28 protein-coding genes are annotated in these 23,760 nt (G+C 73.1%); 19 read left to right on the plus strand and 9 right to left on the minus strand.

Annotated features, from left to right (window positions below; all coding sequences use genetic code 11):
• Window positions 1-502: 502 nt before the first annotated feature.
• The 7 genes from ACIPYS_RS35530 (at window position 503) to ACIPYS_RS35560 (ending at window position 5,458) form a co-directional block, all read left to right on the plus strand.
• A complete protein-coding gene (locus tag ACIPYS_RS35530) occupies window positions 503-802 on the plus strand; it encodes a MoaD/ThiS family protein (protein ID WP_093861456.1) in 300 nt (99 codons plus the stop codon).
• Between the two features lie 5 nt (window positions 803-807).
• Entirely contained in the window at window positions 808-2,427 is a 1,620-nt protein-coding gene (locus tag ACIPYS_RS35535) for a hypothetical protein (protein WP_400754090.1), read from the plus strand.
• Window positions 2,428-2,665: 238 nt separating this feature from the next.
• Window positions 2,666-3,382, plus strand: a complete 717-nt coding sequence (locus tag ACIPYS_RS35540; RefSeq protein WP_159424966.1) for a DUF2993 domain-containing protein — start codon at window positions 2,666-2,668, stop codon at window positions 3,380-3,382.
• A gap of 225 nt (window positions 3,383-3,607) precedes the next feature.
• Complete coding sequence (locus ACIPYS_RS35545) at window positions 3,608-3,688, plus strand: Ms5788A family Cys-rich leader peptide (RefSeq protein WP_350517234.1); 81 nt, start codon at window positions 3,608-3,610, stop codon at window positions 3,686-3,688.
• A gap of 257 nt (window positions 3,689-3,945) precedes the next feature.
• Window positions 3,946-4,779 carry a sulfurtransferase gene (locus tag ACIPYS_RS35550; RefSeq protein ID WP_093861459.1) on the plus strand — a complete coding sequence of 278 codons (834 nt, stop codon included), beginning with the start codon at window positions 3,946-3,948 and terminating at the stop codon, window positions 4,777-4,779.
• A gap of 40 nt (window positions 4,780-4,819) precedes the next feature.
• On the plus strand, window positions 4,820-5,110 hold the full coding sequence (locus tag ACIPYS_RS35555) for a DUF1416 domain-containing protein (RefSeq protein WP_093861460.1): 291 nt from the start codon (window positions 4,820-4,822) through the stop codon (window positions 5,108-5,110).
• 69 nt (window positions 5,111-5,179) lie between these two features.
• Complete coding sequence (locus ACIPYS_RS35560) at window positions 5,180-5,458, plus strand: DUF3099 domain-containing protein (protein ID WP_093861461.1); 279 nt, start codon at window positions 5,180-5,182, stop codon at window positions 5,456-5,458.
• 15 nt (window positions 5,459-5,473) lie between these two features.
• On the opposite strand, the gene ACIPYS_RS35565 is transcribed toward ACIPYS_RS35560, so the two are convergent.
• Entirely contained in the window at window positions 5,474-5,842 is a 369-nt protein-coding gene (locus ACIPYS_RS35565) for a DsrE family protein (protein ID WP_093861462.1), read from the minus strand.
• Between the two features lie 273 nt (window positions 5,843-6,115).
• Here ACIPYS_RS35565 and ACIPYS_RS35570 point away from each other — a divergent pair, with 273 nt between their 5' ends.
• The 3 genes from ACIPYS_RS35570 to ACIPYS_RS35580 all read left to right on the plus strand — a co-directional run bounded on the left by ACIPYS_RS35570 (window position 6,116) and on the right by ACIPYS_RS35580 (window position 8,268).
• On the plus strand, window positions 6,116-6,718 hold the full coding sequence (locus ACIPYS_RS35570) for an FABP family protein (protein ID WP_093861463.1): 603 nt from the start codon (window positions 6,116-6,118) through the stop codon (window positions 6,716-6,718).
• 103 nt (window positions 6,719-6,821) lie between these two features.
• On the plus strand, window positions 6,822-7,286 hold the full coding sequence (locus ACIPYS_RS35575; RefSeq protein ID WP_400754097.1) for a Fur family transcriptional regulator: 465 nt from the start codon (window positions 6,822-6,824) through the stop codon (window positions 7,284-7,286).
• Between the two features lie 19 nt (window positions 7,287-7,305).
• Window positions 7,306-8,268, plus strand: coding sequence for a YgfZ/GcvT domain-containing protein (locus ACIPYS_RS35580; RefSeq protein ID WP_400754165.1), 963 nt, complete (start codon window positions 7,306-7,308; stop codon window positions 8,266-8,268).
• A gap of 70 nt (window positions 8,269-8,338) precedes the next feature.
• On the opposite strand, the gene dtd is transcribed toward ACIPYS_RS35580, so the two are convergent.
• A complete protein-coding gene (gene dtd, locus ACIPYS_RS35585) occupies window positions 8,339-8,779 on the minus strand; it encodes a D-aminoacyl-tRNA deacylase (protein ID WP_030397548.1) in 441 nt (146 codons plus the stop codon).
• 524 nt (window positions 8,780-9,303) lie between these two features.
• Here dtd and ACIPYS_RS35590 point away from each other — a divergent pair.
• From ACIPYS_RS35590 to ACIPYS_RS35600, 3 genes are all read left to right on the plus strand, one after another.
• The gene (locus ACIPYS_RS35590; protein WP_231977722.1) at window positions 9,304-9,885 is read left to right on the plus strand and encodes an ABC transporter substrate-binding protein; all 582 of its coding nucleotides are present in this window, start codon (window positions 9,304-9,306) and stop codon (window positions 9,883-9,885) included.
• 75 nt (window positions 9,886-9,960) lie between these two features.
• Window positions 9,961-10,917 carry an asparaginase gene (locus tag ACIPYS_RS35595; RefSeq protein WP_400754102.1) on the plus strand — a complete coding sequence of 319 codons (957 nt, stop codon included), beginning with the start codon at window positions 9,961-9,963 and terminating at the stop codon, window positions 10,915-10,917.
• A 134-nt stretch (window positions 10,918-11,051) separates the two neighbouring features.
• Window positions 11,052-11,267 (plus strand): dodecin, encoded by a 216-nt coding sequence (locus tag ACIPYS_RS35600; protein ID WP_400754105.1) that lies wholly within the window; start codon window positions 11,052-11,054, stop codon window positions 11,265-11,267.
• A 22-nt stretch (window positions 11,268-11,289) separates the two neighbouring features.
• On the opposite strand, the gene ACIPYS_RS35605 is transcribed toward ACIPYS_RS35600, so the two are convergent.
• From ACIPYS_RS35605 to ACIPYS_RS35615, 3 genes are read right to left on the minus strand one after another with little or no spacing between them, the layout of a single operon-like run.
• On the minus strand, window positions 11,290-12,114 hold the full coding sequence (locus ACIPYS_RS35605) for a heme ABC transporter ATP-binding protein (protein ID WP_093861467.1): 825 nt from the start codon (window positions 12,112-12,114) through the stop codon (window positions 11,290-11,292).
• Window positions 12,111-13,184, minus strand: a complete 1,074-nt coding sequence (locus ACIPYS_RS35610; RefSeq protein ID WP_093861468.1) for an iron ABC transporter permease — start codon at window positions 13,182-13,184, stop codon at window positions 12,111-12,113. Before ACIPYS_RS35610 ends, ACIPYS_RS35605 begins: the two co-directional genes overlap by 4 nt.
• On the minus strand, window positions 13,181-14,209 hold the full coding sequence (locus ACIPYS_RS35615) for a hemin ABC transporter substrate-binding protein (RefSeq protein WP_400754109.1): 1,029 nt from the start codon (window positions 14,207-14,209) through the stop codon (window positions 13,181-13,183). Before ACIPYS_RS35615 ends, ACIPYS_RS35610 begins: the two co-directional genes overlap by 4 nt.
• A gap of 175 nt (window positions 14,210-14,384) precedes the next feature.
• Here ACIPYS_RS35615 and ACIPYS_RS35620 point away from each other — a divergent pair, with 175 nt between their 5' ends.
• The 3 genes from ACIPYS_RS35620 (at window position 14,385) to ACIPYS_RS35630 (ending at window position 18,909) form a co-directional block, all read left to right on the plus strand.
• Entirely contained in the window at window positions 14,385-15,926 is a 1,542-nt protein-coding gene (locus tag ACIPYS_RS35620) for an HtaA domain-containing protein (protein ID WP_400754112.1), read from the plus strand.
• A gap of 39 nt (window positions 15,927-15,965) precedes the next feature.
• Window positions 15,966-17,645, plus strand: a complete 1,680-nt coding sequence (locus ACIPYS_RS35625; protein ID WP_400754115.1) for an HtaA domain-containing protein — start codon at window positions 15,966-15,968, stop codon at window positions 17,643-17,645.
• Window positions 17,646-17,970: 325 nt separating this feature from the next.
• A complete protein-coding gene (locus ACIPYS_RS35630; protein WP_400754118.1) occupies window positions 17,971-18,909 on the plus strand; it encodes a hypothetical protein in 939 nt (312 codons plus the stop codon).
• Between the two features lie 39 nt (window positions 18,910-18,948).
• Here ACIPYS_RS35630 and ACIPYS_RS35635 read toward each other — a convergent pair whose 3' ends face one another.
• The 4 genes from ACIPYS_RS35635 to ACIPYS_RS35650 form a co-directional block, all read right to left on the minus strand.
• Window positions 18,949-19,536, minus strand: a complete 588-nt coding sequence (locus ACIPYS_RS35635) for a hypothetical protein (protein ID WP_400754121.1) — start codon at window positions 19,534-19,536, stop codon at window positions 18,949-18,951.
• Window positions 19,537-19,653: 117 nt separating this feature from the next.
• Window positions 19,654-19,845 (minus strand): DUF397 domain-containing protein, encoded by a 192-nt coding sequence (locus tag ACIPYS_RS35640; RefSeq protein ID WP_400754124.1) that lies wholly within the window; start codon window positions 19,843-19,845, stop codon window positions 19,654-19,656.
• A gap of 73 nt (window positions 19,846-19,918) precedes the next feature.
• Window positions 19,919-20,110, minus strand: a complete 192-nt coding sequence (locus tag ACIPYS_RS35645; protein WP_400754127.1) for a DUF397 domain-containing protein — start codon at window positions 20,108-20,110, stop codon at window positions 19,919-19,921.
• Between the two features lie 11 nt (window positions 20,111-20,121).
• The gene (locus tag ACIPYS_RS35650; RefSeq protein ID WP_400754130.1) at window positions 20,122-20,982 is read right to left on the minus strand and encodes a helix-turn-helix domain-containing protein; all 861 of its coding nucleotides are present in this window, start codon (window positions 20,980-20,982) and stop codon (window positions 20,122-20,124) included.
• 293 nt (window positions 20,983-21,275) lie between these two features.
• On the opposite strand from ACIPYS_RS35650, the gene ACIPYS_RS35655 reads away from it, so the two are divergent.
• Genes ACIPYS_RS35655 through ACIPYS_RS35665 form a run of 3 tightly spaced genes read left to right on the plus strand, consistent with a single transcriptional unit; the run spans window position 21,276 to window position 22,125 of the window.
• Window positions 21,276-21,641 (plus strand): ATP-binding protein, encoded by a 366-nt coding sequence (locus ACIPYS_RS35655; protein ID WP_400754133.1) that lies wholly within the window; start codon window positions 21,276-21,278, stop codon window positions 21,639-21,641.
• Window positions 21,638-21,871 carry a hypothetical protein gene (locus ACIPYS_RS35660; protein WP_400745333.1) on the plus strand — a complete coding sequence of 78 codons (234 nt, stop codon included), beginning with the start codon at window positions 21,638-21,640 and terminating at the stop codon, window positions 21,869-21,871. The genes ACIPYS_RS35655 and ACIPYS_RS35660 overlap by 4 nt, the downstream gene beginning before the upstream one ends.
• Window positions 21,868-22,125, plus strand: coding sequence for a hypothetical protein (locus ACIPYS_RS35665; protein WP_400754136.1), 258 nt, complete (start codon window positions 21,868-21,870; stop codon window positions 22,123-22,125). Before ACIPYS_RS35660 ends, ACIPYS_RS35665 begins: the two co-directional genes overlap by 4 nt.
• The last annotated feature ends 1,635 nt before the right edge of the window (window positions 22,126-23,760 follow it).

The raw sequence follows: 23,760 nt of genomic DNA on the forward strand, positions 1-23,760 counted from the left end.
CCCTGTTCATCCCGCGAACCTTCCGGTCCTGGCCCGTCCCGGGCGGCGGCCCGGAGCCGGGGTTGTCCGACGCCCCTGCCGGGTCCGGCACGTCGTTGTGCCGTGCGTGGCGGGGGCGGTTCCCGCGGACCGCCGGGGGTGGGCCGACGATTCGCAAGAACGTCCGTACTGGCGTCCTGAAAGCACAAAAGGACCCGGGGGCGACTCTGCCCGGATCCCTCAGGGGTCGAGGATAGCCGACCGGTCCCCGGGCCGGGAGGGCTCCGACCCGGCGGTTCGGCCCTTTCGGGGCCCGCCCCGGGTGAGTCCCGCCACAGCTTCGCGACGGCGCCGCCGGGGACCGGGCCAGGGCGATTGCCGCTCGTGCGGGCGAACACGCCATCATGGGACGCACATCGGCGGCACCGTGCGCGTACACCTTTCGGGCGAGGCGCGGACACCTCCGGTGGTGGACCCGGCCGGGGTACCCGGGAACGGGCGAGGACGACGAGAAGGGGTTGCCATGGGCGCGACCACCGGGCACGACCCGGCGGCCGCCGTTCGGGTGAGCGGAACCATCCGCTACTGGGCGGCGGCGAAGTCGGAGGCCGGGCTGGCCGAGGAGCCGTACCTGGCGGCGACCCTGGCCGAGGCGCTGGCGGAGGCCAAGGCGCGGCACGCCGACCGGCCGAAGCTGGTCCTGCTGCTCGGCCACTGCTCCTACCTGGTGGACGGTTCGCCGGTGGGCGGCCGTGACCACACGACGGTGGCACTCAGCGAGGGCGGCACCGTCGAGGTCCTCCCGCCGTTCGCGGGCGGGTGAGCGGCATGACCGGGACGAACGGGACCCCCGAGGGCCGGCCGCGGCAGCACCCCCAGCAGCCGCCGCAGCAACCGCAGCAACCGCAGTACCCGTACGGGCAGCCGCCGCAGCAGCCGGGGCAGTCCGGGCCGGGGCAGGCGCGGCCGCAGCAGCCGGGGGCGCAGGGGTACCACCCGCAGCAGCCGCCGTATCCGTACGCCCCCCAGCAGGGGTACGCGCCGGATCCCTATGCGCAGCAGGGGCTCGCGGCGCAGCCGCACGCCCCCGGGGCGGGCGCACCGTCGTACGGCGGACCGTCGGCGCAGCCGGCGGGGTACCCGCAGCAGCAGCCGTACGGTCAGCAGGCCTACGGTCAGCAGCCGTACGCGCAGTCGCCGTACGGGGCGGGGCCGGGCGGCGGTCCGGCCGTGGACGACGCCGCGACGGCGTTGCTGCCGCCGGTGCCGCCGCTGGACGACGCCGCGACGGCGCTGCTCCCGCCCGTGCGGGTGTCCGGTGCGGTGCCGCCCGGCCACGCCCAGCCGCAGCCGCAGGCCCAGCCGCAGCCCCGGGCCCGGCACGGCCGGCCGCAGGGCCAGGCCCCGGCCGGTGCCCCGTACGGTCAGGGCCCGGCGCGGGACCGCGCCCCGTCCCACCCTCAGGCCCCGATGCAGGCGCCGGCCCAGGCGCCGGTGCCGGTGCCGGACCAGGGGCAGGGCCTGGACCAGCCGACCATGACCCTGAAGCGCCCGGAGCCGCCGGCCCCGGTGCTGACCGACCCGGCCGCCGCCCGCGCGGCCAGGGCGGCCCGCGCCGCGCAGAACCCGCACGCGGCACCCGGTGGCCCCGGCGCCCCCGTGGCGCCGGCCGCGCCGTTCACCGCCCCGGCGCCTGCCCCGGCCCAGGTCCGGGCCGCGGCCCCGGCGGCGCCCGCCGTCCGGACCGGTTCGCCGATCAACGACCCCGGCCTCCAGCCGGCGCTGATCACCGCCGGCGCCGCCGCCCTGCTGGCCGGTGGCGCGGCGCTCGGCCAGATCCCGCTCGCCCTGGTCCTGGTGCTGCTCCAGGGCCTGACCGCGGCCGGCTGGTTCCGGCTGAACGGCATGTGGCCGGCCCGGCAGGGCATCGCGCTGGCCGCGCTGTCCGGCGTGGTGGCCGACGCGGCGGTGCTGCTGGCCGACGGGGACGGCGGCATCGCCGCGGTGGTCGGCACGCTCGGCGGGTTCTTCCTGCTGGTCCTGGTGCTGCAGACGTTCCGGCCGGCCGATCCGAAGGAGCGGTTCTACGCGCTCACGGTGCTCGGTTCGGCCACCGTGGTGACGGTGCTCTGCACCGCGCTGCTGCTGGCCGACTGGGTGCCGGCCGCGGTCGGGGCGGTCGCGCTGGCGACGCTGCTGGCGGCCGCGCCGCTGCCCGGGCCGAAGTGGCTGGGACCCCTGCTGGGGCTGCTCGCGGCGGTCGGGCTGGGTCTCGCGGTCGGCGCCCCGCCGGCGCTGGGCGCGGCGGCCGGTCTCGGCGCGCTGATCGGTCGCCGGGTGGCGGGGTACGACTTCCCGTCCCGGTTCGTGCACATGACGGCCGGCGTGGCGCTGCCGCTCGCCGTCGCGGCGCCGCTGGTGTGGATCGCCACGGACCTGCTCGGCTGACCGCGGCCGCCGCGGCGGCCTTCCCCACGGCGTCCCGCTCCGGAACCATGCTCCGGGGCGGGACGTCGTACGGTCGTGCGGAGCGGTCGTACCGGAGTGCCCGGATCCGCCGCCGCGAGCACCGACCGCGGCACGACCGCGGTGCGGGGACGGTGCCGGACAGCGCACCGGAACGAACGACAGCGAACGACAGCGAACGACAGCGAACGACGGCGACCGGCGACGACGGGGGAGAGCGATGCGCGGCTGGCTGAAGGCGACGATCGGCCTGGTGGTGCTCTCGGGGGTGCTGGTGGGCGCCGACCGGATAGCCGTGGGGGTCGCCGAGGACGAGGCGGCCGACCAGATCCTGAAGAGCGGCCGGATGAGCCAGAAGCCGCACGTGTCGATCGAGGGCTTCCCGTTCCTCACCCAGGTCGTCTCGCAGAAGCTGGACGATGTGCGGATCTCCGCGGACGGGCTGACCGTCGGCGAGGGCAAGGACAAGGTCGCGCTGCACTCCTTCTCGGCCAGACTTTCCGGTGTCGAGGTCAGCGACAACATGAGCAGCGCCACCGTGGACACCGGGTCCGGTTCGGGGCTGATCGACTACGCGGACCTGTCGCGGCTGCTGCCGCCGGCCTCGGAGCTGGTGCCGAACGCGGGCCGGCTCTCGCTCGGCGCCAACACCAGGCTGACCCTCTCCTACGGCGGGCCGGGCAAGGTCAAGGCCTCGCTCGGGCCGTTCCCGGTCGGCGAGGCCTCGGTGCACAACAAGGGGAACACCGTGACGGTGGACGGCTTCCGGATGAGCGCGATGGCCTCGTTGCTCGCCGGGGTGTCCGACCAGGCCATCGACCCGATCAGCTTCACCCTCTCCGCGCTGCCCGCCGGGTTGAACCTCGCCTCGGTGACACCGCAGGAGGAGGGCTTCCGGCTGGCCTTCGACGGCAAGGACGTCAAGCTCATCGGCTGACCGGACCCCGCCGTCCACCGTTCCGCTCCGCGAGACGCGCTGTCCAGCGCCGGTCGCGGAGCTGTGCTGTTCCCGCCCCGGGACCGGCCCCCGGGGCCCCCTCGTTCGGGCCGTGGCCGGTTCCGGACGCCCATGAGAGGGTCAAATCCCAGCATTCGAGCGATCTGGTCTCGTTATTCGATACGCTGATGACAGCGGGCGCCGGGTGTCCCTAGCATCGTTGGCATGAAGCGACAGACGGACCTCACGAAGCGGCGGGCGGTAGACCTGTGCCGCGTGGCCGCCTGTCTGTGTCGAATGCGCTGACTCGGCGTCCTGGCAGGGCAGTTGCCGCCCGCCGCCGATTTCTCCGGTGACCTGTGCCGGCCCCTCGGGCCGGGCGCGGCCGCCCTGCTCCGCACCTCTCGCCCGCTCGCACCGCACGCCGCCGCATGTCCCAGTATTCGGACAGGAATTCGGACCGGCGTCCGGCGGGCGGCCGCACCCCCGCTGCGCCGCAGCACCCGAAGCAGCCACCAGCAGCACCACCTTCCGCAAACCGCCCCCGGATGGAGAACATCACCATGAGCCGCAGCGACGTCCTGGTCGACGCCGACTGGGTCCAGGCCCGCCTGGACGACCCGAAGGTCGTCATCGTCGAGGTCGACGAGGACACCTCCGCCTACGACAAGAACCACATCCGCAACGCCGTCCGGATCGACTGGAAGTCCGACCTCCAGGACCCGGTCCGCCGCGACTTCATCGACCAGGCCGGCTTCGAGGCGCTGCTCAGCGCCAAGGGCATCGCCAACGACGACACCGTCGTCCTCTACGGCGGCAACAACAACTGGTTCGCCTCGTACGCCTACTGGTACTTCAAGCTGTACGGCCACGGTGACGTCCGCCTGCTCGACGGCGGCCGCAAGAAGTGGGAGCTCGACTCCCGCGACCTGGTCTCCGAGGTGCCGCAGCGCGCCGCGACCGAGTACACGGCGCAGGCCGTCGACTCCTCGATCCGCGCCTTCCGCGACGACGTGATCGCCGCCATCGGCACCCTCAACCTGGTCGACGTCCGCTCGCCCGACGAGTTCTCCGGCAAGCTGCTCGCCCCGGCCCACCTCCCGCAGGAGCAGTCGCAGCGCCCCGGCCACGTGCCCTCCGCGCGCAACATCCCGTGGGCGAAGAACGCCAACGACGACGGCACCTTCAAGAGCGACGACGAGCTCAAGGCCCTGTACGAGGCCGAGGGCGTCGACCTGGCGAAGGACACCATCGCCTACTGCCGCATCGGCGAGCGCTCCGCGCTCACCTGGTTCGTCCTGCACGAGCTGCTCGGCCAGGAGAACGTGAAGAACTACGACGGTTCCTGGACCGAGTACGGCAGCCTCGTCGGCGTGCCGATCGAGCTCGGCAACTGAGCCGCCCGCTCCACCCGTAAGGCTGAAGGGAAGACAAGACATGTGCGGTGCGAAGGCCGGTGGGCCGGACCTGGCAGGAGTTGACGTGGCGAACGAGACGATCATCCAGGGTTCCGTGACCCGCGACGGCGAGCCGGTCAACGGCTACGTCCGACTGCTCGACGAGGGCGGCGAGTTCACGGCGGAGGTGCCCACCTCGGCGACCGGCCAGTTCCGGTTCTTCGCCCGCCCGGGCAAGTGGACCCTGCGGGCGCTCGTCCCGGGCCAGACCGTGGACCGCCAGGTGGTCGCCTCCCAGGGCAACCTGACCGAGGTCGCGATCGCGGTCTGACCGTCCACGACGGACCGGCGTCACCGAGGGCCCCTGCCGTGCGGGGGCCCTCGGGCATACCGTGGAGGTGTGCAGGCACGCCGGCGACACCGCTACTACTTCGCCATGATGGGCGTCTGCCTCGGGCTGTTCGTGCTGGCCTGGGGCGTCGTGCGGTTCTGGTCCGTCCCGGCCGCGATCGGCATGTGCGTGGTCGCGATGGTGATCCCGCCGGTCGCGGCGGTGTTCGCCAACCGGCGGGACCCCGAGGACGACTGGTGGGACGACCCGCGCTGGGAGGACCCGAAGTGGGACGAGCCCGGCCACGACCGGGACCGCCCCGACCGGGACCGCCCAGACGGGCGGTGAGGACCCGCGCCGGCCTCAGTAGACGAGCGCCTGCACGCCGTCGGCCATGATCTCGCTGACGAAGACCTGGGCGCCCGCGATCCGGACGCCCTCGACGGTGTCCTTCTGCTCGATCCCGCGCCGCACCGCGCACTGGGTGCAGAGGGTGACCGTGCCGGCCGCCAGGACCGACTCCAGCAGGTCCGGCAGCGGGGCCGCGTGCGGCAGCTCGAACCCGGCCGCGCGCCCCGGAAGGGCGAACCAGGACGACTCCCCGGTCAGCCAGAGCGAGACCTCGACCCCGCTGGCGACGGCGACCGCCGCCACCGTGAACGCCTGCGAGCACCGCTCCGGCGCGTCCGCTCCGGCGGTGACCTTGATGACGAGCTTCTTCTGAGACGACATGCCCGACACACTAGATCGCCGACGTGGTGGGGCTCACCGAGACCCGTCCGGGCCCGCCGGATAGAGTGAGCGGCAGCAAAATCCACACACTGTCGCCGCCCTGGGAGCCCCCCGTGTCCGGTCTGGAAATCTTCTTCGACGGTCTGCTGGCCCTCATGGCCGTGCTGATCACCTGGTTCGCCGTCTTCTCGGTGATGAAGCTGTACCAGGGCCAGCGCTGAGCGACTGCCGTACGGTTGAAGTGATCCCGCACCGACGACAGCGACCAGGAACATGATCGAGATCCCCTCTGACCTCCACAAGGACGTCGTCCCGCTGGCCTTCCTCCTCGGCACCTGGGAGGGCGCGGGCGTCTACGCCCCCCTGCCGGGCTCGGAGGGCCAGGACACCGAGAAGTGCAACTTCGGCCAGGAGATCGTCATCCGCCACGACGGACGGCCCTTCCTGGAGTTCCGCTCCCGCACCTGGGTGCTGGACAACGAGGGCGAGAAGGTCCGTCCGCTGGAGAACGAGCACGCCTTCTGGCGCGTGACCAGCAACCAGCACGGCGCCAGCGGTGCCCGCGGGATCGAGATCTCCTCCGTCCGCGACGACGGCACGGTGGAGATCTGGTACGGCGAGCTGGCCGACGGCAAGCCGCAGATCGACGTCTCCACCGACGCGGTGGCCCGGATCGAGGGCTCCCCGGAGTACTCGGGCGGCAAGCGGCTCTACGGCTTCGTCAACGAGGAACTGCTCTGGGTCGGCGAGAAGGCCGCCCCGAACGTCCCGCTGCGCCCGTACATGTCCGCCCAGCTGAAGAAGGTGCTCTCGCCGGCCCAGCTGATCAAGGACATCAACGACCTGCCGGACGACGGCATCGCGTTCTTCAAGTAGGAAGCACGCGGCGTCCGCCGAGGCGCACAGGTGCAGGGACCGGCCCGTCGGCCGGTCCCTACACTTGTTCCAGGACCCCCGACGTTTGGCAGGGAACAGGACCGTGGCGGACACCGGCACCACCGACTGGCAGCTCTCCGGCGACTGGAAGGCCGACCTGCGCGAACGCGGCTACCGGCTCACCCCGCAGCGCCAGCTCGTCCTGGAGGCGGTCGACGCGCTCGACCACGCCACCCCGGACGACATCCTCTGCCACGTCCGGCAGACCGCCAGCGGCGTCAACATCTCCACCGTCTACCGGACCCTGGAGCTGCTGGAGGAACTCGGCCTGGTCTCGCACGCCCACCTCGGCCACGGCGCCCCGACCTACCACCTGGCCGGCCGCCACCACCATCTGCACCTGGTCTGCCGGGACTGCGAGAAGGTCACCGAGACCGGCACCGAGATCGCCCAGCCGCTGATCGACAGCCTGCGCGCCGCGCACGGTTTCGACACCGACCTCAAGCATTTCGCCATCTTCGGCCGCTGCGCCGACTGCTCCGCGAAGCGCGCCGCCGAGCGGCCGTAAGCTTGCCGGTATGACCGGTCTGAAGAGCCCGCTGCTTGCGCTGCCCGGAGCCGTCCCCGCCGAGGGCGCCGACGAGGGCGTCGCCGCCCACTACGGCGACCTCTTCCGCGAGCAACGCAGCCTCGCCCGGGGGGCCGGCTTCGTCGACCTCTCGCACCGCGGGGTGCTCACCGTCACCGGCGACGACCGGCTGAGCTGGCTGCACCTGCTGCTCACCCAGCACGTCAGCGCGCTGCCGTCGGGGCAGGCCACCGAGGCGCTGGTGCTCTCGCCCAACGGGCACGTCGAGCACGCCCTCTACCTGGTCGACGACGGCACCACCACCTGGGCGCACGTCGAGCCGGGCACCCAGCAGGCGCTGATCGGCTACCTCGAGAGCATGAAGTTCTTCTACCGGGTCGAGGTGACCGACGCGACCGCCGACTTCGCGGTGGTCCACCTGCCGGCCGGCTCGACCGCCTCCGCCGAGGGTGCGGCCGCCGTCCGCGAACTGACGTACGGCCGGGACCTCTTCCTGCCGCGCGCCGAGCTCGCCGCGCTGACCGCGGGGTACGGCCCGGCCGCGGGCGTGTGGGCGTACGAGGCGCTGCGGATCGAGGGCCACCGGCCGCGGCTCGGTTTCGAGACCGACCACCGGACCATCCCGCACGAGGTGGACTGGCTGGCCACCGCCGTGCACCTGCAGAAGGGCTGCTACCGGGGGCAGGAGACGGTGGCCCGGGTGCACAACCTGGGGCGGCCGCCGCGCCGGCTGGTCTTCCTGCACCTGGACGGCACCGAGGAGGTGCTGCCCCCGCACGGGACCGAGGTGCGGCTCGCCTCGGACCCGCAGGGGCGGTCGCTCGGCTTCGTGACCTCCTCGGCGCGCCACCACGAGCTCGGGCCGGTCGCGCTGGCCGTCGTGAAGCGGAACGTGCCGGTGGACGCGGTGCTGCTGGCCGGCACGGTGCCGGGGACGCAGGACGTGATCGTCCCGCAGTAGCGGCAGTAGCGGCAGTAGCGGCAGTAGCGGCAGTCCGGCGGGGTCCGGCGGGACCGGACCCGGCCGGGGATCAGACCTCGACGAGGACGGTGAACGGGCCGTCGTTCACCAGCGCCACCTTCATGTCGGCGCCGAAGCGGCCGGTCTCGACCTCGGCGCCGAGCGCGCGCAGCTGGGCGACCACCTCGTCCACCAGCGGCTCGGCGACCGGGCCGGGCGCGGCGGCGTTCCAGGTGGGGCGGCGGCCCTTGCGGGCGTCGCCGTAGAGCGTGAACTGGCTGATGACCAGCAGCGGCGCCGCGATGTCCGAGCAGGACCGCTCGACCCCGTCCCCGTCGGCGGGCAGCAGCCGCAGGGTCCACAGCTTGCGGGCGAGCTGGGCCGCCTTGGCGGGGGTGTCGTCGTGGGTGACGCCGACCAGGGCGCAGAGCCCGGGCCCCTCGATCGCGCCGACGGTCTCGCCGGCCACCGTCACCCGGGCCTCGCTCACTCGCTGCACCACTGCTCGCATGCGGTCATTCTGCCGGAGGCGGTGGGGGCGCGAGCAGGCCCCCCAGGGGCGCCTGTCGGCCTGGCGTGCGCCGGGTAGCGTGCGCCTGCGCGCTCCTTGGCGCCGCTCCTGCTGCGAAAAGCTTCGGTCGTATCAGCCACCCCTCTTCGCCAGGGGGCCGTTCGGGTGCACGGGCGGTGCGGCGGCGGCGGGCGGGGTGGCACGCTGGGGGACCGTACAAGGGCGGAGCCGGCCGTCCGCCGCGTCATGCGGGGGGAGGCCGGGCACGTCCGTGGTCCGGGGCGCCGAAGGTCCGCCGCGCCGGGCCCGGTTCGGCCGGGCGGTCGAGCCGGTAGGTCAGGCGTTCTGGTCGTGTCGCCCCGGTGGGTGGCCACGGCCGGGGGAGGGAACCATCGCGGGCGTCCGGGCGTGCCTCCGGACGGGAACGCGCCGACGGCGCGCGCGGCGGTGACGGGCCGGACCGGCGGCAGGCGACGGGGTGCCGCGAGCGGGCGGGATCGGGACGACGGCAGGTGGGTTGGTTGATGGACGCGATCGGCACGGCACAGGACCGGTACGGACGGGCGCCGGAGGAGCCCGGCTCCGGACCGGACCTCGAAGGGCTGGGCCTGGACCAGCTGCGGATCCTGCGCCGGGAGACCCTGGAGCAGGAGGAGGACCTCTCCTACCTGCGGCGGCTGCTGCACGGCCGGATGGACATCCTGCTGGCCGAGCTGGACCGCCGGCCCGACGGCGGCGCGGCCCGTCCGGCCGACCCGGCGGAGCCGGCCGGCGCCCTGCTGGAACGGCTGCCGGCGATCCTGACGGACGCGGCGCCGACCGTCCGCCGCTCGGCCCGGCACGTCACCCTGGGGCCGCCGCGGGGGCAGCAGTCCCAGCTGGAGGCGGACACGCTGATGGGGGACGTGCAGCTGGCCGACCTGGCGGCGCACCCGGCGGCGGAGCTGCTGGCGGCGCTGGAACGGCTGCGCGCGCACGAGCGCGAGGTGTCCGGGCGGCGGCAGCGGCTGCTGCGGACGGCGGACGGCTGCAACGCCGAAATCACCCGCAGGTACCGTGATGGGGAAGCACGGGTCGAGGACCTGCTCGCAGGCGGCCCGCTCTGATCGGACGAGGCACCCGGGGTGGGGACGGGCCCGGCTCGCCCCCGGCCCACCCTCACCTCCGGAAGGCTCTTCGCCATGTCCAACCCCGCCCTGCCCGTGCTCGCCGAGGTCGTCCGCTCGGGCTTCGTCGAGGGCCGGCACCACGGCTCGCTGGTCCTGCTCGCCGCCGACGGCTCGGTCGAGTTCGCCCTCGGCGCGCCGGACGCCCCGGTGTTCCCCCGCTCCTGCGCCAAGCCCTTCCAGGCGGTGGCGACCCTGCGGGCCGGGCTGGCGCTGGAGGGCGAGCTGCTGGCGCTGGCGGCGTCCAGCCACTCGGCAGAATCGTTTCACCTCGCCGGTGTGCGGCGGATACTGGCCGATGCCGGCCTCGACGAGACCGCGCTGCGGACCCCGGCCGACCTCCCGCTGGACGAGACGGAGGCCGAACTCCACCTGCGCTGGGGCGGCGACCACGAGCCCGTGCTGATGGACTGCTCCGGCAAGCACGCCGGCTGGCTGGCCGCCTGCGTGGCCAACGACTGGCCCACCGACAGCTACCTCGACCCGGCGCACCCGATCCAGCGGCTGGCCCAGGAGGCCCTGGAGGAGGCCGTCGGCGAGACCTCCGCGCACGCCGGGGTGGACGGCTGCGGCGCGCCGCTGCTGGCCGTCAGCCTGACCGGCCTGGCCCGCGGCTACCGCTCCCTGCTGCTGGCCGGGCCCGGCACCCCGCAGCGCCGGGTCGCCGACGCGATGCGGGCGCACCCCGAGTACGTGGCCGGCACCCGCCGCGCCGACACCCGGCTGATGCGCGCGGTGCCGGGCGCGCTCGCCAAGATGGGCGCCGAGGCGGTCCAGGCGGTCGCGCTGCCGGACGGCCGGGCGCTCGCCTTCAAGATCGAGGACGGTGCGGAGCGGGCCCGCGGCCCGGTGCTCGCCGCCGCCCTGCGCCGGCTCGGGGTCACCACCGGGGACGGCACGATCGACCGGATCGCCGCCGCGCCGCTGCTGGGCGGCGGGATCCCGGTGGGCGAGGTGCGCGCGACCTTCTGACGGACGGTTCCCGGGGCGGGGCGTCGCGCCCCGCCCCGAGGCACCTCTCTCCGTCCGGCGGTTGCCGGAGTGCGGACGGGCGGGGCCCGGTGCACGGTGGACCGGGGGCCGTCGCACAGCTGAGGGAGTCCGTCATGAGCGAGCACGTGTACCGGGTGACCGAGATCGTCGGGTCCTCGACCGAGAGCATCGACGCCGCGATCCGCAACGGCGTGGAGCGGGCCTCCCGGACCCTGCGCAACCTCGACTGGTTCGAGGTCACGCAGGTCCGGGGCCATCTCGCGGACGGCGGGATCCAGCACTTCCAGGTCGGCCTGAAGATCGGCTTCCGGCTCGACGACGAGAGCTGACGGCGCCGGGGCGCCGCCGGGCCTACCGGCGCTCCGGCAGCACCAGCGGCACACCCGTCCGCGGATGCGGCAGCACCTCGACCGGATGCCCGTACACCTCGCTGAGCAGCGGTGCCCGCAGCACCTCCGCCACCGGCCCGTCGGCGACGGTGGCGCCGTCGGCCAGCAGCACCACGCGGTCGGCGTAGGCCGCCGCCAGCGACAGGTCGTGCAGGACGACGACCACGCCGTCCCCGGCGGCGGCCCGGCTCCGGGCGAGGCGCAGCACGAGTTCCTGGTGCCGCAGGTCGAGTGCGGCGGTGGGCTCGTCCAGCAGCAGCAGGGCCGCGCGCTGGGCGAGCACCCGGGCCAGCGCGACCCGGGCCCGTTCGCCGCCGGAGAGGGCGGTGAACGGCCGTCCGGTGAACGCGGCGGACTCGGTGACGGCCATCGCCTCGGCGACCACCCGTTCGTCCTCCTCGGCGGCGGTGGTGCCGGCCCAGGGGGCGCGGCCCATCCGGACCACCTCGTCGGCGGGGAACGGGAAGGACAGCGCGGCGGCCTGCGGGAGCAGCGCGCGCCGCCGGGCCAGGTCGAGCGGCCGGTAGTCGGTCAGCGGGCGGCCGTCCAGCCGGACTTCGCCCGCGGTCGGGACGAGGTCGCCGGCCAGGACGGAGAGCAGGGTGGACTTGCCGGCGCCGTTCGGTCCGAGCAGGGCCACCACCTCGCCGGCCGTGACCCGGACGTCCGCGCCTGCCAGCAGTTCGCGGCCGCCGAGGCTCAGCCGGACGGCCTTCGCGGTGAGCAGTTCGGTGCCCGGGGAGGGGCGTTCGGGCACCTCGGGGCGGTTGCGCAGTCCGAGCCTCATGCCCAGCCTCCCTGCTTGGTCCGGGTGCGGCGCAGCAGCCAGAAGAAGAACGGGCTGCCGATCAGCGCGGTGAGGACACCGAGCGGGAGTTCGGCCGGTTCGGCCAGGGTGCGGGCGGCGAGGTCGGCGGCGACCAGGACCAGCGCGCCCGTGAGTGCCGAGGCGGGCAGCAGGAAGCGGTGGCCCGGTCCGGCGAGCATCCGCAGCAGGTGCGGGACGACCAGGCCGACGAAGCCGATGATGCCGCTGACCGCGACCGCGGCGGCGGTGAGCAGGGCGACGAGGGTGATCAGCACCAGCCGCATCCGCTCGACGTCCACGCCGAGGTGCCGGGCGGGCCGTTCGCCGAGCGCCAGCAGGTCCAGCGAGCGGGCGTAGCGGGGGGCGACGGCCAGACCGACGAGGGCGAACGGGAGCACGCCGAGGACCTTGCCCCAGGTGGCCTGGGAGAGCGAGCCCAGCTGCCAGAAGGTGACCTGGCTGATCGCGGCGGTGTCGGCGGTGAAGAGGAACAGGCCGATCAGCGCGCCGCAGAAGGCGTTCACCGCGACGCCGGTGAGGATCAGGGTGACCACTTCGGAGCGGCCGCCGGAGCGGGACATCGCGTACACCGCGAAGACCGTGAGCAGGCCGGTGACGAAGGCGGAGGCGGTCACCGTCCAGGTGCCGAGCGCGTCCAGGCCGAGCACGATGCAGCCGACGGCACCGACCGCGCCGCCGGAGGAGACGCCGATGACGGCCGGTTCGGCCAGCGGGTTGCCGAACACACCCTGCATCAGGGCGCCCGCGCAGCCGAGCGATCCGCCGACCAGCAGGGCCAGCACCACCCGGGGCAGCCGGACGTTCCAGAGCACCGACTCGGGGACCCGGTCGAGGGCGTGGCCGCCGAGGCCGAGCCGGTGGCCGAAGGAGGCGAGGATGTCGCCGAGCGGGATCCGGTAGGCGCCGATCCCGGCCGCGAGCACGGCGAAGACCACCAGGGCGACGGCCAGGCCGACGGTGAGCAGGGTGGTCCGGCCGGGCCGCCGGGCGGTCAGCGGGATGCTCTTCCCGGGTGCCGCGGCGGTCACTCGGCGGCCTTGGGGTAGAGCTGTTCGGCGATCTCGTTGATCACCTGGGGGGTGCGCGGGCCGTAGCTCAGCAGCTGGCCGTCCTCGATCGAGACGATCCGGCGGTCGAGGCCGGCCGGGGTCTGGGCGACGCCGGGGAGCTTGAGCAGGCCGTCGACGCCGCCGACGGAGTCGAGTCCCTTGCTCATCACCAGGATCGCGTCGGGGGCGGCCTTGACCAGGGCCTCGCTGGTGAGCGGGGTGAAGTCGCCGGTGAGACCGGCGGCGGTGCCGGCGTCCTCGCCGCCGACCGCGGTGATCAGCGAGCCGGCACCGGAGGCCGGGCCGCCGAGCAGGTAGACCGAGGCGCTGCCGCGCAGGTAGAGGAAGGCGACCTTGGGGTGCCGCTCGACGGCGGGCAGGTCGGCCCTGGCGGCGGTGATCCGCTGCTCGGTGCGTTCCTTCAACCGCTTGCCGGCGTCCGGGACGCCGAGTGCGGCGGCGACGGTGTCGATCCGCGGGCCGACGTCCTCGAGCCGCTTGGCGTCGTCGAGGACGAGGAGCGGGACGCCCGCCGCGCGGATCTGGGCGATCGCCTCGGCGGGGCCGGTGGAGCGGTCGGCGAGCACGACGGTCGGGTGCAGCGAGAGCACGCCCTCGGCGGAGACGTCGTGGGCCTGGGTGATCACGGGCAGGGCGGCGGCCTGCTGGAAGGTCGTGGAGACGTCCCGGGCGACGGCCTTGGGGCCGAGGCCGAGGCTGAACACGATCTCGGCCAGGCTGCCGTTGAGCGGGATGATCCGCTCGGCGCTGGCGACGGTGACGGTCCGGCCGTCGGCGGAGGTCGCGGTGGCCGGGAGTGCGGGGACCGGTGCGTCGGCCAGCGGTTCGACCGCGTCCGGGGCGCGCGAGGCGCCCTTCCCGGCGGCCGCTCCGGCGCCGCCGGAGGCCGAGCCGCAGGCGGTCAGGGCGAGCAGCAGACCGAGGAGCAGCAGCAGGATCGCGGGCCGGCGGGCGGCCCTGGTTCGGGGTGTACTGCCGCTCAAGATCGTTCCCTTCGGTGGGAGTTGTCGCCGCCGGGGTGCGGGGGTGCGGGGGGTGCCCGGCGGGGCTCTTGACTCATATATTAGGTTAGCCTTACCTAAAGCTCGCAAGGGGGTCCGTGCTGCGCCGACCCCGAATTCCCACTTGCCCTTCCCGCCGCGCCGAGGAGTGATCCGCGTGCCTCTGCCCCATCGGCTCCGCCGTTTGGCCGCCGCCCTGGTGACCGCCCTGGCGGCCCTGCTGACCGTTGTGGTCCTCCCCGGCCAGGCGGTGGCGGCCGAGGGCAAGGTGTCCGGCGGGCGGTTGGACTGGGGGATCAAGCAGTCCTTCCTGACCTACGTCACCGGCCCCATCGCCAAGGGCACTTGGGCGCTCACCGGGGGCGCTGCCACGGTGTCGGGCAGCGGCTTCCGGTTCCACTCGGCCACCGGTTCGTACGACCCGGCGAACGGCGCGCTGACGGCCGCGTTCTCGGGCGGGGTCCGGTTCACCGGGCACCAGGAGAACGGCACGAACGCGCTCGACCTGAGCATCGGCCGGCTCACCTTCCGGGCCGCCGCGGGCGGCGCGGCCGGGCTCTACGCGGACGTCAGCAGCAAGTCCCGGGAGACCGGGCAGGTCAGCAACGCGAGCCAGGCCAAGCTGGCCGAGCTCTCGCTGGCCGGCGTCGACCTGCGCGGCGCGGCCGGGACCCTGTCGCTCAGCAACGTCCCGGCGACCCTGACCGACGCGGGGGCCAAGGCCTTCGGCGGCTTCTACACCGCCGGGACGGCCCTCGACCCGGTCAGCCTCTCGGTCAACCTCCCGGCGGCGCAGGCCACGCCGACGCCGACGGCTCCCGCTTCGCCGACCGCCTCCGCGTCGCCGTCCGCGTCGGCCCCGGCGGTGCCGGTGCCGAGCACGACCGCGCCGACTGCTCCGGCCAGCCCCGCAGCTCCGACCACCCCGGCCGCCACCCCGGCCACCGAGTTCGCCAACGGCGCGCTCGACTGGGGCGTGCGCCGGACCTTCCGCGACTACGTCACCGGCACGATCGCCCAGGGCCGGTGGGAGCTGTCCGGCGGCGCGGCCGACGGCGGCGCGTTCTACCGCTGGACGCCCGCCAAGGGCAGCTACGACCAGGCCACCGGTGCGCTCACCGCCGCCTTCACCGGCAGCGTCCGCTTCACCGGTCTGAAGAGCGGCGACGCCTACGGCCTGGACCTGACCCTGGCCAACACCGCCGTCACCGTGGCCGACGGCAAGGGCGTGCTGCGCGCCGACGTCGCCGGCCGCACCCCGGACGGCGGCACCCAGCAGCTCACCGGTGTCGAGCTGGGCACCTTCGACCCGGCCGGGCTGAGCACCGAGGGCGGCCTGCTCAAGGCCGTCGAACTCCCGCTCACGCTCACCGAGGCGGGCGGCAAGGCCTTCGGCGGCCTCTACCCGGCGGGCACCGCGATGGACCCGCTGAGCTTCGCCGTCGCGCTCGACCCGGCGGCCGCGCTCCCGCCGCTGCCGGACCTCGGCAGCGCCCCGGCGGTCGCGCCGACCCCGTCGGCCACCACCGCCCCGCCGGCCACGCCCGCCGCGGCGCCGGTCGCCGCGGACGCCGGCGACTCGGGCGGCGTCCCGACCGCGGCCCTGGTCGGCGGAGGCCTGCTCGCCGTCGCGCTGGCCGTGACCGCCGGCCTGTTCGTCCTCCGCCGCCGTCGCGCCACCCCCGCCGACGCGGCCTGACCCCCCCTTCCACTTCCCCGCTCACGAACGGAGACCCCCATGTCCCGCAACCGCACCCGGATGGCCGCCCTGGCCGCCGTCACCGCCGGCCTCGGCCTGACCGCCTTCGGCGCTCCGGTCCTGGCCTTCGGTGCCGGCGCGCCGAGCAGTGTCACCTACGACACCGGCTCGCTGGACTGGGGGGTCAAGGCCAGCTTCCGGAGCTACGTCACCGGGCCGGTCGGCCAGGGTGCGGTGGAGCTGAGCGGCGGCGCGACCACCAACGCCGACGGCAGCTTCCACTTCGGGCTGGCGAGCGCCAGCTACGACATGGGCACCCACGTGCTGACCTCCGCCTTCACCGGCGGGGTGCGGTTCACCGCCCACCACGGCGCGCTGGACGTGGGCCTGAGCGACCTGAAGATCACCACCGCCGGCACGGTCGGCACCCTCACCGCCGACACCGCGTCCAAGGAGACGGTGGGCGCCCCCGAGCCGACCCGCCGCGACGACGTCCCGCTGGTGACCTTCACGGTCGGCCGGGACACCACCAACGGCACGCCGACGGCGGCGAAGCTGACCGAGGAGGGCGCCAAGGCCTTCGCCGGCTTCTACGCCGCCGGGTCGGACATGGACCCGCTGTCGCTGCTGCTCAAGCAGAGCCCGGCCACGCCGTCCCCGACCGCCACGCCGACGCCGACGCAGACCCCCACGGCCACCGCCACGCCGACCGCCACCGGCAGCCCGACGGCCACCGCCTCCCCGACCGCCACGGCGTCGCCCACCGCCACGGCCTCGCCGACGGCGACCGCCTCGCCCACCGCGACCGGCAGCCCGACCGCCACCTCCTCGCCCACCGCCACCGGTTCGCCGAGCGCGACCAACTCGCCCACCGCGACCGGCAGCCCGTCCACCGCGCCGAGCAACGGTGAGCTCGCCGTCGTCAACGGCACCCTGGACTGGCAGGTCAAGGAGAGCTTCCGCAAGTACCTGCAGAGCCCGGTGGCCAACGGCAAGGTCGAGTTCGCGGGCGGCGCGGCCGACTACCGGTTCAGCGGTGCCAAGGGCGCGTACAACACCAAGACCCACGCGCTCTCCGCGGGCTTCGCGGGCTCGGTGCGCTTCCTCGGCCACCCGGGCGAGGGCGGCGGCTACCAGCTGGACACCACCTTCTCCAAGCTGGGCCTGAGCATCGACAAGGACGGCGCCTTCCTGACCGCCGACGTCAACGCCAAGTCGCTGGACGGGAAGACCACCACGCTGTCCGGCGCCCGGATAGCCGAGCTGGACCTCTCCAAGGCGAGCCTCGCCCCGGTCAACGGTGTCGTGACGCTGAACGCCGTCCCGGCCAAGCTGACCGCCGAGGGCGTGCCGGCCTTCGCCAACTACAAGGCGGGCGAGGCGCTCGACCCGGTCACCGTCTCGCTGGCCTTCGACAAGAACGCCCAGCTGCCGACCGGCACGGCGGGCGGCGGTACGGGCGGTGCGGGCAGTGCCGGCGGCTCCGTCGGTGGCACCGGCACCGGCACCGGAACGGGCAGCGTCTCCGGCGCGGGCACGGTCGGCGGCGCCTCGCTGACCACCGGCGGCAGCTCCTCCTCGCTCGGCGGCTCCGGCGTGCTGGCCTCCACCGGCTCGGACACCCCGGTCGTCCCGCTGCTGGCCACCGCCGCCGGCCTGCTGCTCCTGGGCGGCGGCGCCACCGCCCTGGCCCGCCACCGGAAGTCGCTCAGCGTCTGACATCCGGTCCGAAGTGCACTGTGGCCCTCGCTCGGTCCGAGCGAGGGCCACAGTGCTCGGCGGGGGAGCCGACGGAGCCGAGGTGGTGTGCCGGGTGGTGGATCCCCGGTCGGCGCCGGAGCTCGATGTCCCGTTTGTGTAGATCGTGTGACGCTGTTTCACGCCTGTGACGGTTGCCGTACAGATCAAGGAAGCTCGGCTGACAGGCTTCTCTCATCGCACAGAGCAGCGAGCGGCCGAACGAGTGGACGACAGTCCCGGGGGCGATGGAAGCGGCTCTGGCACAGCATCGGACCGTCACAGCGTTCTCGGGGGATACACGATCATGAGCAAGGCCCTTTCGTTCCGCAAGTCCTCGTCCCGCATCGCCAAGCTCGCCGCCATCGGCGCCATCACGGTCGGCCTCGTGGCCGCCGTCAGCCCGGCCGCCCAGGCCGCCTCGGCCGCTGCCGCGGGTCCGAAGGGGCTGAAGCACAACGTGCTGACCGTCAGCAACGGCACCCGGTACGTGCAGATCGACGGCAAGACGGTCGACTTCCGCACCGTGGTGCGGGACCTCGCCTGGTCCCCGGACGGCAACAAGGCCGTCTTCATCGACGGTGCGAGCAACCTCGTCATCTCCGACGCGGACGGCAGCAACCGGGTCACCGTGGCCAAGAACCCCGGTGGCCAGAACTGGAACCACCCGACCTGGCAGACGATCCCGGGCTACGCCGAGGGCGGCCTGCTCTCCCGGAACAACATCGTCTTCGTCGCCCGGAAGAACGGCGTCTCCCGCCTGGAGACCATCCCGGCCAACGCCGTCCAGGGCCAGCCGACCGACCTGGCCGTCTCGGGTGGCTTCGACGGTCCCGAGCTGCCGGAGACGGGCAACATCTGGCCGAACGCGAGCAGCAAGAAGGGCACCGCCGTCTACGCCAACCCCGGCACCGGCACCGTCTACATCCACGACGACTACCTGCGTTCGCAGAGCGACGTGCTGACCAAGGGCTCCCAGCCCGCGCTCTCGCCCGACGGTGAGGACGTCGTCTTCGTCCGCTCGGTGCAGGGCCACGACCACCTGTTCGTGCAGGGCGTGCACGACAAGACGGCCAAGGACCTGACCCCCAAGGCCACCACCGACTACACCCAGCCGACCTTCTCCCCGGACGGTCGGACCATCGCCGCCCGCACGCCGAAGGGCATCGTCACCCTCCCGGCGAGCGGTGCCGCCAAGCCCACCGTGGTCACCAGCCGGGTCGGCCTGCCGGCCTACCGCGGCTGACACCGACGAGCTCGAGGACCGTTGGACCGCCCGGCCGGGTCAGCTACCGGCCAGGCGGTCCAATTCCTTTTGGAGGTCGGGGAGATGCTCGTCCGCGTTGTCGTGGGGCAAGAACTCCACCACGTCGACGAAGCGGAACAGCACCCGGGTCTCGGTGATCCCGTACTCGTAGTCGGCGAACCCCACCACGGCGCCGGTCGTGCCCCGGACCGCGCCCCGGACGACGTGCTCGGTCATCTCGTCGGGCTGCTCGGCCGACTGCCGGCGCCGCGCGTTGGGCCGGGCCAGGTAGGGGCAGACCATCGAGGCGTAGAGCATGCACGCGCGGTGGCCGGGGCCCTCGAGGGTCGGGGAGAGATTGCGGTAGGGGCGGCCGGCCGCCAGCGCCTCGGCGATCGCGGCGCTTTCCGTCTCACCGACCACCCGCCACACCGGCCCCTTGGGCATCAGCTTGTTGCAGACCGAACAGAGCCGCCCCCGCGCGCAGTCGGCGCTGCGGCCGTAGTCCGTCAACGCGAACTGGGGCTGCTCGCCCTCCCACGGCGTGATCGCCGGAACGGGGTAGCCGCGCACGTCGCGGGGCCGGGCATCAATGGACGGGGGTATCGGGACAGTGTCGAAGCGCACGCCCCATCAGTACCAGGAATCGTTCGGGCTGCACACTGTCGGGGTCCTGGGGGCCACAGCGCTGTGCGCAGGAAGTCGGATCGGCCGACTTCCTGCGCGATGGAAGCGCCGTGGTGGCTAGAAGGGGTGGTCGAGTCGGTCGGCCTTGATGGTGCGGAGGAGGTTGGCGAAGGCGGCCGGGGTGGTGCGGAGGATGGTGTCGCCGTCGTCGGACTCCCGGAGTTCGACCAGGCCGCTCCCGATGCGGACCTCGACACACTCATTGGATGCGCCACTGAAGCTGGACTTCTGCCAGTGGTGATCTCGCATTGCTTGCCTCCCGTGCCGCGGTTTTGGGGCGGGTTTGGTGCCCTCGCTCTATCCGAGCGAGGGCACCTGGAAGTTATGCGTGGTGGTCGAGTCGGTCGGCCTTGATGGTTCGGAGGAGGCTGGCGAAGGCGGCCGGGGTTGTGTGGAGGACGGTGTCGCCGTCGTCGGACTCCCGGAGTTCGACCAGGCCGTCCCCGGTACGGATCTCGACGCAGTTGGAGTCGTCTCCGCTGAAGCTGGACTTCTGCCAATCGAGCTGTGCCATATTCGCCTTCTTCAGAGGGTGTAACGGAGGTGCTGGACCAATCCCCATGAGTCGTGTTCGACACGAGATCGTAGAGGGAGCGATGCGTCCAGCGCCGGGAGCGCAAGTGCCTTGAGCGCATCAAACTTCGCACGGTAGGCGGCAACCTCCGCCTGGTCGCTCAAATACGAGGTACCGCCGGGGTGTTCCATCAGTGCTGTGTCCAGATCACGGTGCGCGCCATGCACGATCATGAACGGTGTGCCCGTGGAGACGTAGTCGGTGCAACGGAAGGGAAGGATCTGGATTGTCACGTGGTCGAGTTCGCTGATCTCGACCAGATGGTCCAGCTGATCTCTCATGGCGTCCGGGCCGCCGAACCGGGTGTGCAGAGCGGCCTCATGGATCACCGCATGGAAGGGAATGGCCCCGTCCCCGTCTATGACCTGCTGGCGGCTACGACGGAACTCCATCTTCTTCTCGTCGCTGCTGAGGATGACCTCGCTGTAACGAGGTACCTGGAGCAGTCCGGGGATCAGCAGGGTCTCGTAACTGGAGAGGGAAGCGGCGGTCGATTCGGACTCGGCCAGATCGAGGGCCGAGGCGTTGACCGACCCCTTGAAGGCGCTCCACCAACCCTTGCCGTTGCTGAGCCCCATCTCCTGGAGAGCCGTCACATAGGTCTCATCCATGTGACCGTAGGCGTTCAGCAGGGTGGTGAGTCGGTCCGGATCCAGCCCGGTGCGTCCGGCCTCGATGTGGCTGAGTTGCGGGCCGCCCATGCCGACGAGCGCACCGGCGTCTTTGACCGCCAGTCCGGCGGCCTCGCGCAGGCGTCTCAGCTCAGCGCCGAAGCGGCGCTGCCTCTCACTGATCTGGGTCCTGAGTGCCAAGGGGTGTCCTTCCGTGTCTGGGAAGTCTCTCGCTGTGAAGGCCCGGGATGCCACTCGCGAGAGTGAGAGCTCTCGCCCCCGCCCGGCCATCTTCCCGGATCGTGTTGCACACGTGGAACCTAATGGCCTACCGTCAGTGTTGCGTCGGTCACATGACTGATCGTCATCAGTGCCTTTTCTTCGGGCAGTAGGCGCAGGCTGCCCGCTTCTCGCCGCGCATCAGCCGGGTCCGGGCTGGCCTCGTTCGTGGCATCCCTCGTTCTCCCTCCCTGCCCCTCCCCTGGAGGTCTCTCATGCGTGCCCTCATCCCGCCCGACTGCTCTCTCGCCCGTGCCGAACTCCGGGCCGCCCTCACCTCCGCCGGCTGGCCGCCGGGCGTCATCGACGATGCCGAACTCGCCTTCCAGGAGCTGTACATCAACGCCTGGCAGCACGGGGGCTGCCAGGCGCCGCCCGTCCTGGTCTGCCTCCGGCCCGCCATGCTCCGGGTCTCGGTGTGCGACGACTGCCCCGACCTGCCCTCGCCCCGGATCTCCGCCGATCCCTACGCCGTCTCCGGGCGAGGCCTCCACCTCGTGCGCGCCCTCACCCACCGGGTGGGCGCCGACTCCACCAAGACCGGCAAGGTCGTCTGGTTCGAACTGGACTTCGCCGCGTGAACACCCCCATCGACCCCCACGACCGCATCCTGCGCACCTACACCGAACCCGAGGTCACCGCCCTCCTCCGTGAACTCCACGAACGCGGCAGACCCCTCGGTCTGCGCTGGGGCTCCGCCGCCGTCTCGGACCCCACCATCGACGGCCGCCTGCTCGTCGACTTCGGCGACGCCCCCGTCTCCACCCTCCTCAACCTCCTCACCCTGCTGCGCGAGGTGACCCGGGAATGAGCACCTTCCTCGTCGGCGCCGCCTTCACCGTCCTCCTCGCCCTCGCCATCGCCACCGTGATCACCGGCGTCGTCACCGCCCTGAAGATCGGCCCGCCCCCACCCCCGATCACCCGCCACGGCCACTGGGAACCCCACACCCACCCCGACGGCACCACCGAACACACCTGGACCCCCCACCAAGCCGACCCCGACAGCCCGCAGCCCCACTGGCCCCAAAACCGCACCCCAGCGGTGGCCCCTTGCGACCAGTAAGGGGCTCATCGGGAAGGCGCAGGAAGTCCATCCCGTCGACTTCCTGCGCCGACCCACGCTCGACCTGGTCCGAGAAGCGGTCGGCTGTGGACTGCTGCCCCTCGCTCGATTCGAGCACGGGGCAGCAAGCATCGAGTGGGACGCCCCGCCGCCAGAGCGTGGAGTGGGAAGTCGGACCCGCCGACTTCCCACTCCGATCCCGGCTGTGTATCTCGGAAGAACCAACTGCGCGTGGGAAGTCGACCGTTCCGACGTCCCGGTACCCGGTGGCGCGCGGCCCGATCGTGGGTGGCTCCCTTACTGGCGGCGAGGGAGGCACCGGGGCAGTACCCAGGAGCAGGAAGTCGGTCGCATCGACTTCCTGCTCCTAGATCGCACCGCAGGTGGTAGGTCGGGAGTGGCTGCCCCTCGCCAGATCCGAGTGAGGGGCAGCAGGCACTGGGCGGAGGGCGAACCAACTCCACCAACCTCTCGCCCGTGCTTGCCCGGTGGCCCCTTGTGAGCGACAAGGGGCCACCGAACGAAGAACCCCGGGGTGGGAAGTCGGGACTGCCGACTTGCCACCCCAGTTGCTGAGGGGGTGCCGCTCGCTCGGGCCGAGCGAGCGGCACCCGGGTGGCGGTCCGGGGCGGTCGGATCGTGGAGTGGGAAGTCGACCCCACCGACTTCCCACTACGGGGCCGGTCGCCACCGCAGCAGGCCGGTACTCCCTTGCGAACCGCAAGGGGGTACCGAACGCATAACCGTCCTCAGGAAGTCGGCCCCGTGGACCCCCGCCGCAGAATCCACCCCGGCCGTTCCTCCCGCCCGGGAAGGTGGCCAGGAGTCGACCGGCAGGCGGAGTGGGGAGCCGGCCTCTTCGACTTTCCAGTCCCGCAACCGGGGTGGAAGGCCGACCCCTCGGACGTCTCGTTCCTGCGCAGCAAGTCGGCCGCCTCGACTTCCTGTGTCGAGCCGCTAGGCCCGCAGTCGCTCGCCGTGGATGAACGTTTCTGCTGCGCGGGGGAGTTGCTGGGTCGTTGGCGGCGGTGCTCGAGCGTGTTGCCCCCTGGACCGGGAAGTCGGGCAGGCCGACTTCCCGCGCCGACCCGAGTCAAGGGGGCTGCTTGCTCGGGCCGAGCGAGCGGCAGGAGTCCGGAGTGGGAAGTCGGTGAGGCCGACTTCCCACTTCGGGGCCGGTCGCCACCACAGCAGGCCGGTGCCCCCTTGCGAACCGCAAGGGGGCACCGGAAGCAAGACCCTTCGGACCCGTTGGCCCCGCCGCAGAACCCACACCCCGGCCATGCCTCCCGCCCGGAAGGGCGGCCAGGAGCCGACCGGCAGGCGGAACGGAAAGTCGGCCTCTCCGACTTCCCACTCCAGCAACCGGTTCGGTTGCCGCTCGCCCGATCCGGGCGAGCGGCAACCGGAGTGGAAGGCCGACCCCTCGGACGTCTCGTTCCTGCGCAGGAAGTCGGCCGCCTCGACTTCCTGTGTCGAGCCGCTAGGCCCGCAGTCGCTCGCCGTGGATGAACGTTTCTGCTGCGTGGAGGAGTTGCCGGGTTGTTGGCGGGTGGTGGGGGGGGGGGGGGGGCGCGCACCCCCCCCCCCCCCCCCGGGGGGGGGGTGGTGGGGGGAGTAGGGGCGGGCCACAGA

Source organism: Kitasatospora sp. NPDC089913 (genome assembly GCF_044748625.1).
GTDB lineage: Bacteria > Actinomycetota > Actinomycetes > Streptomycetales > Streptomycetaceae > Kitasatospora.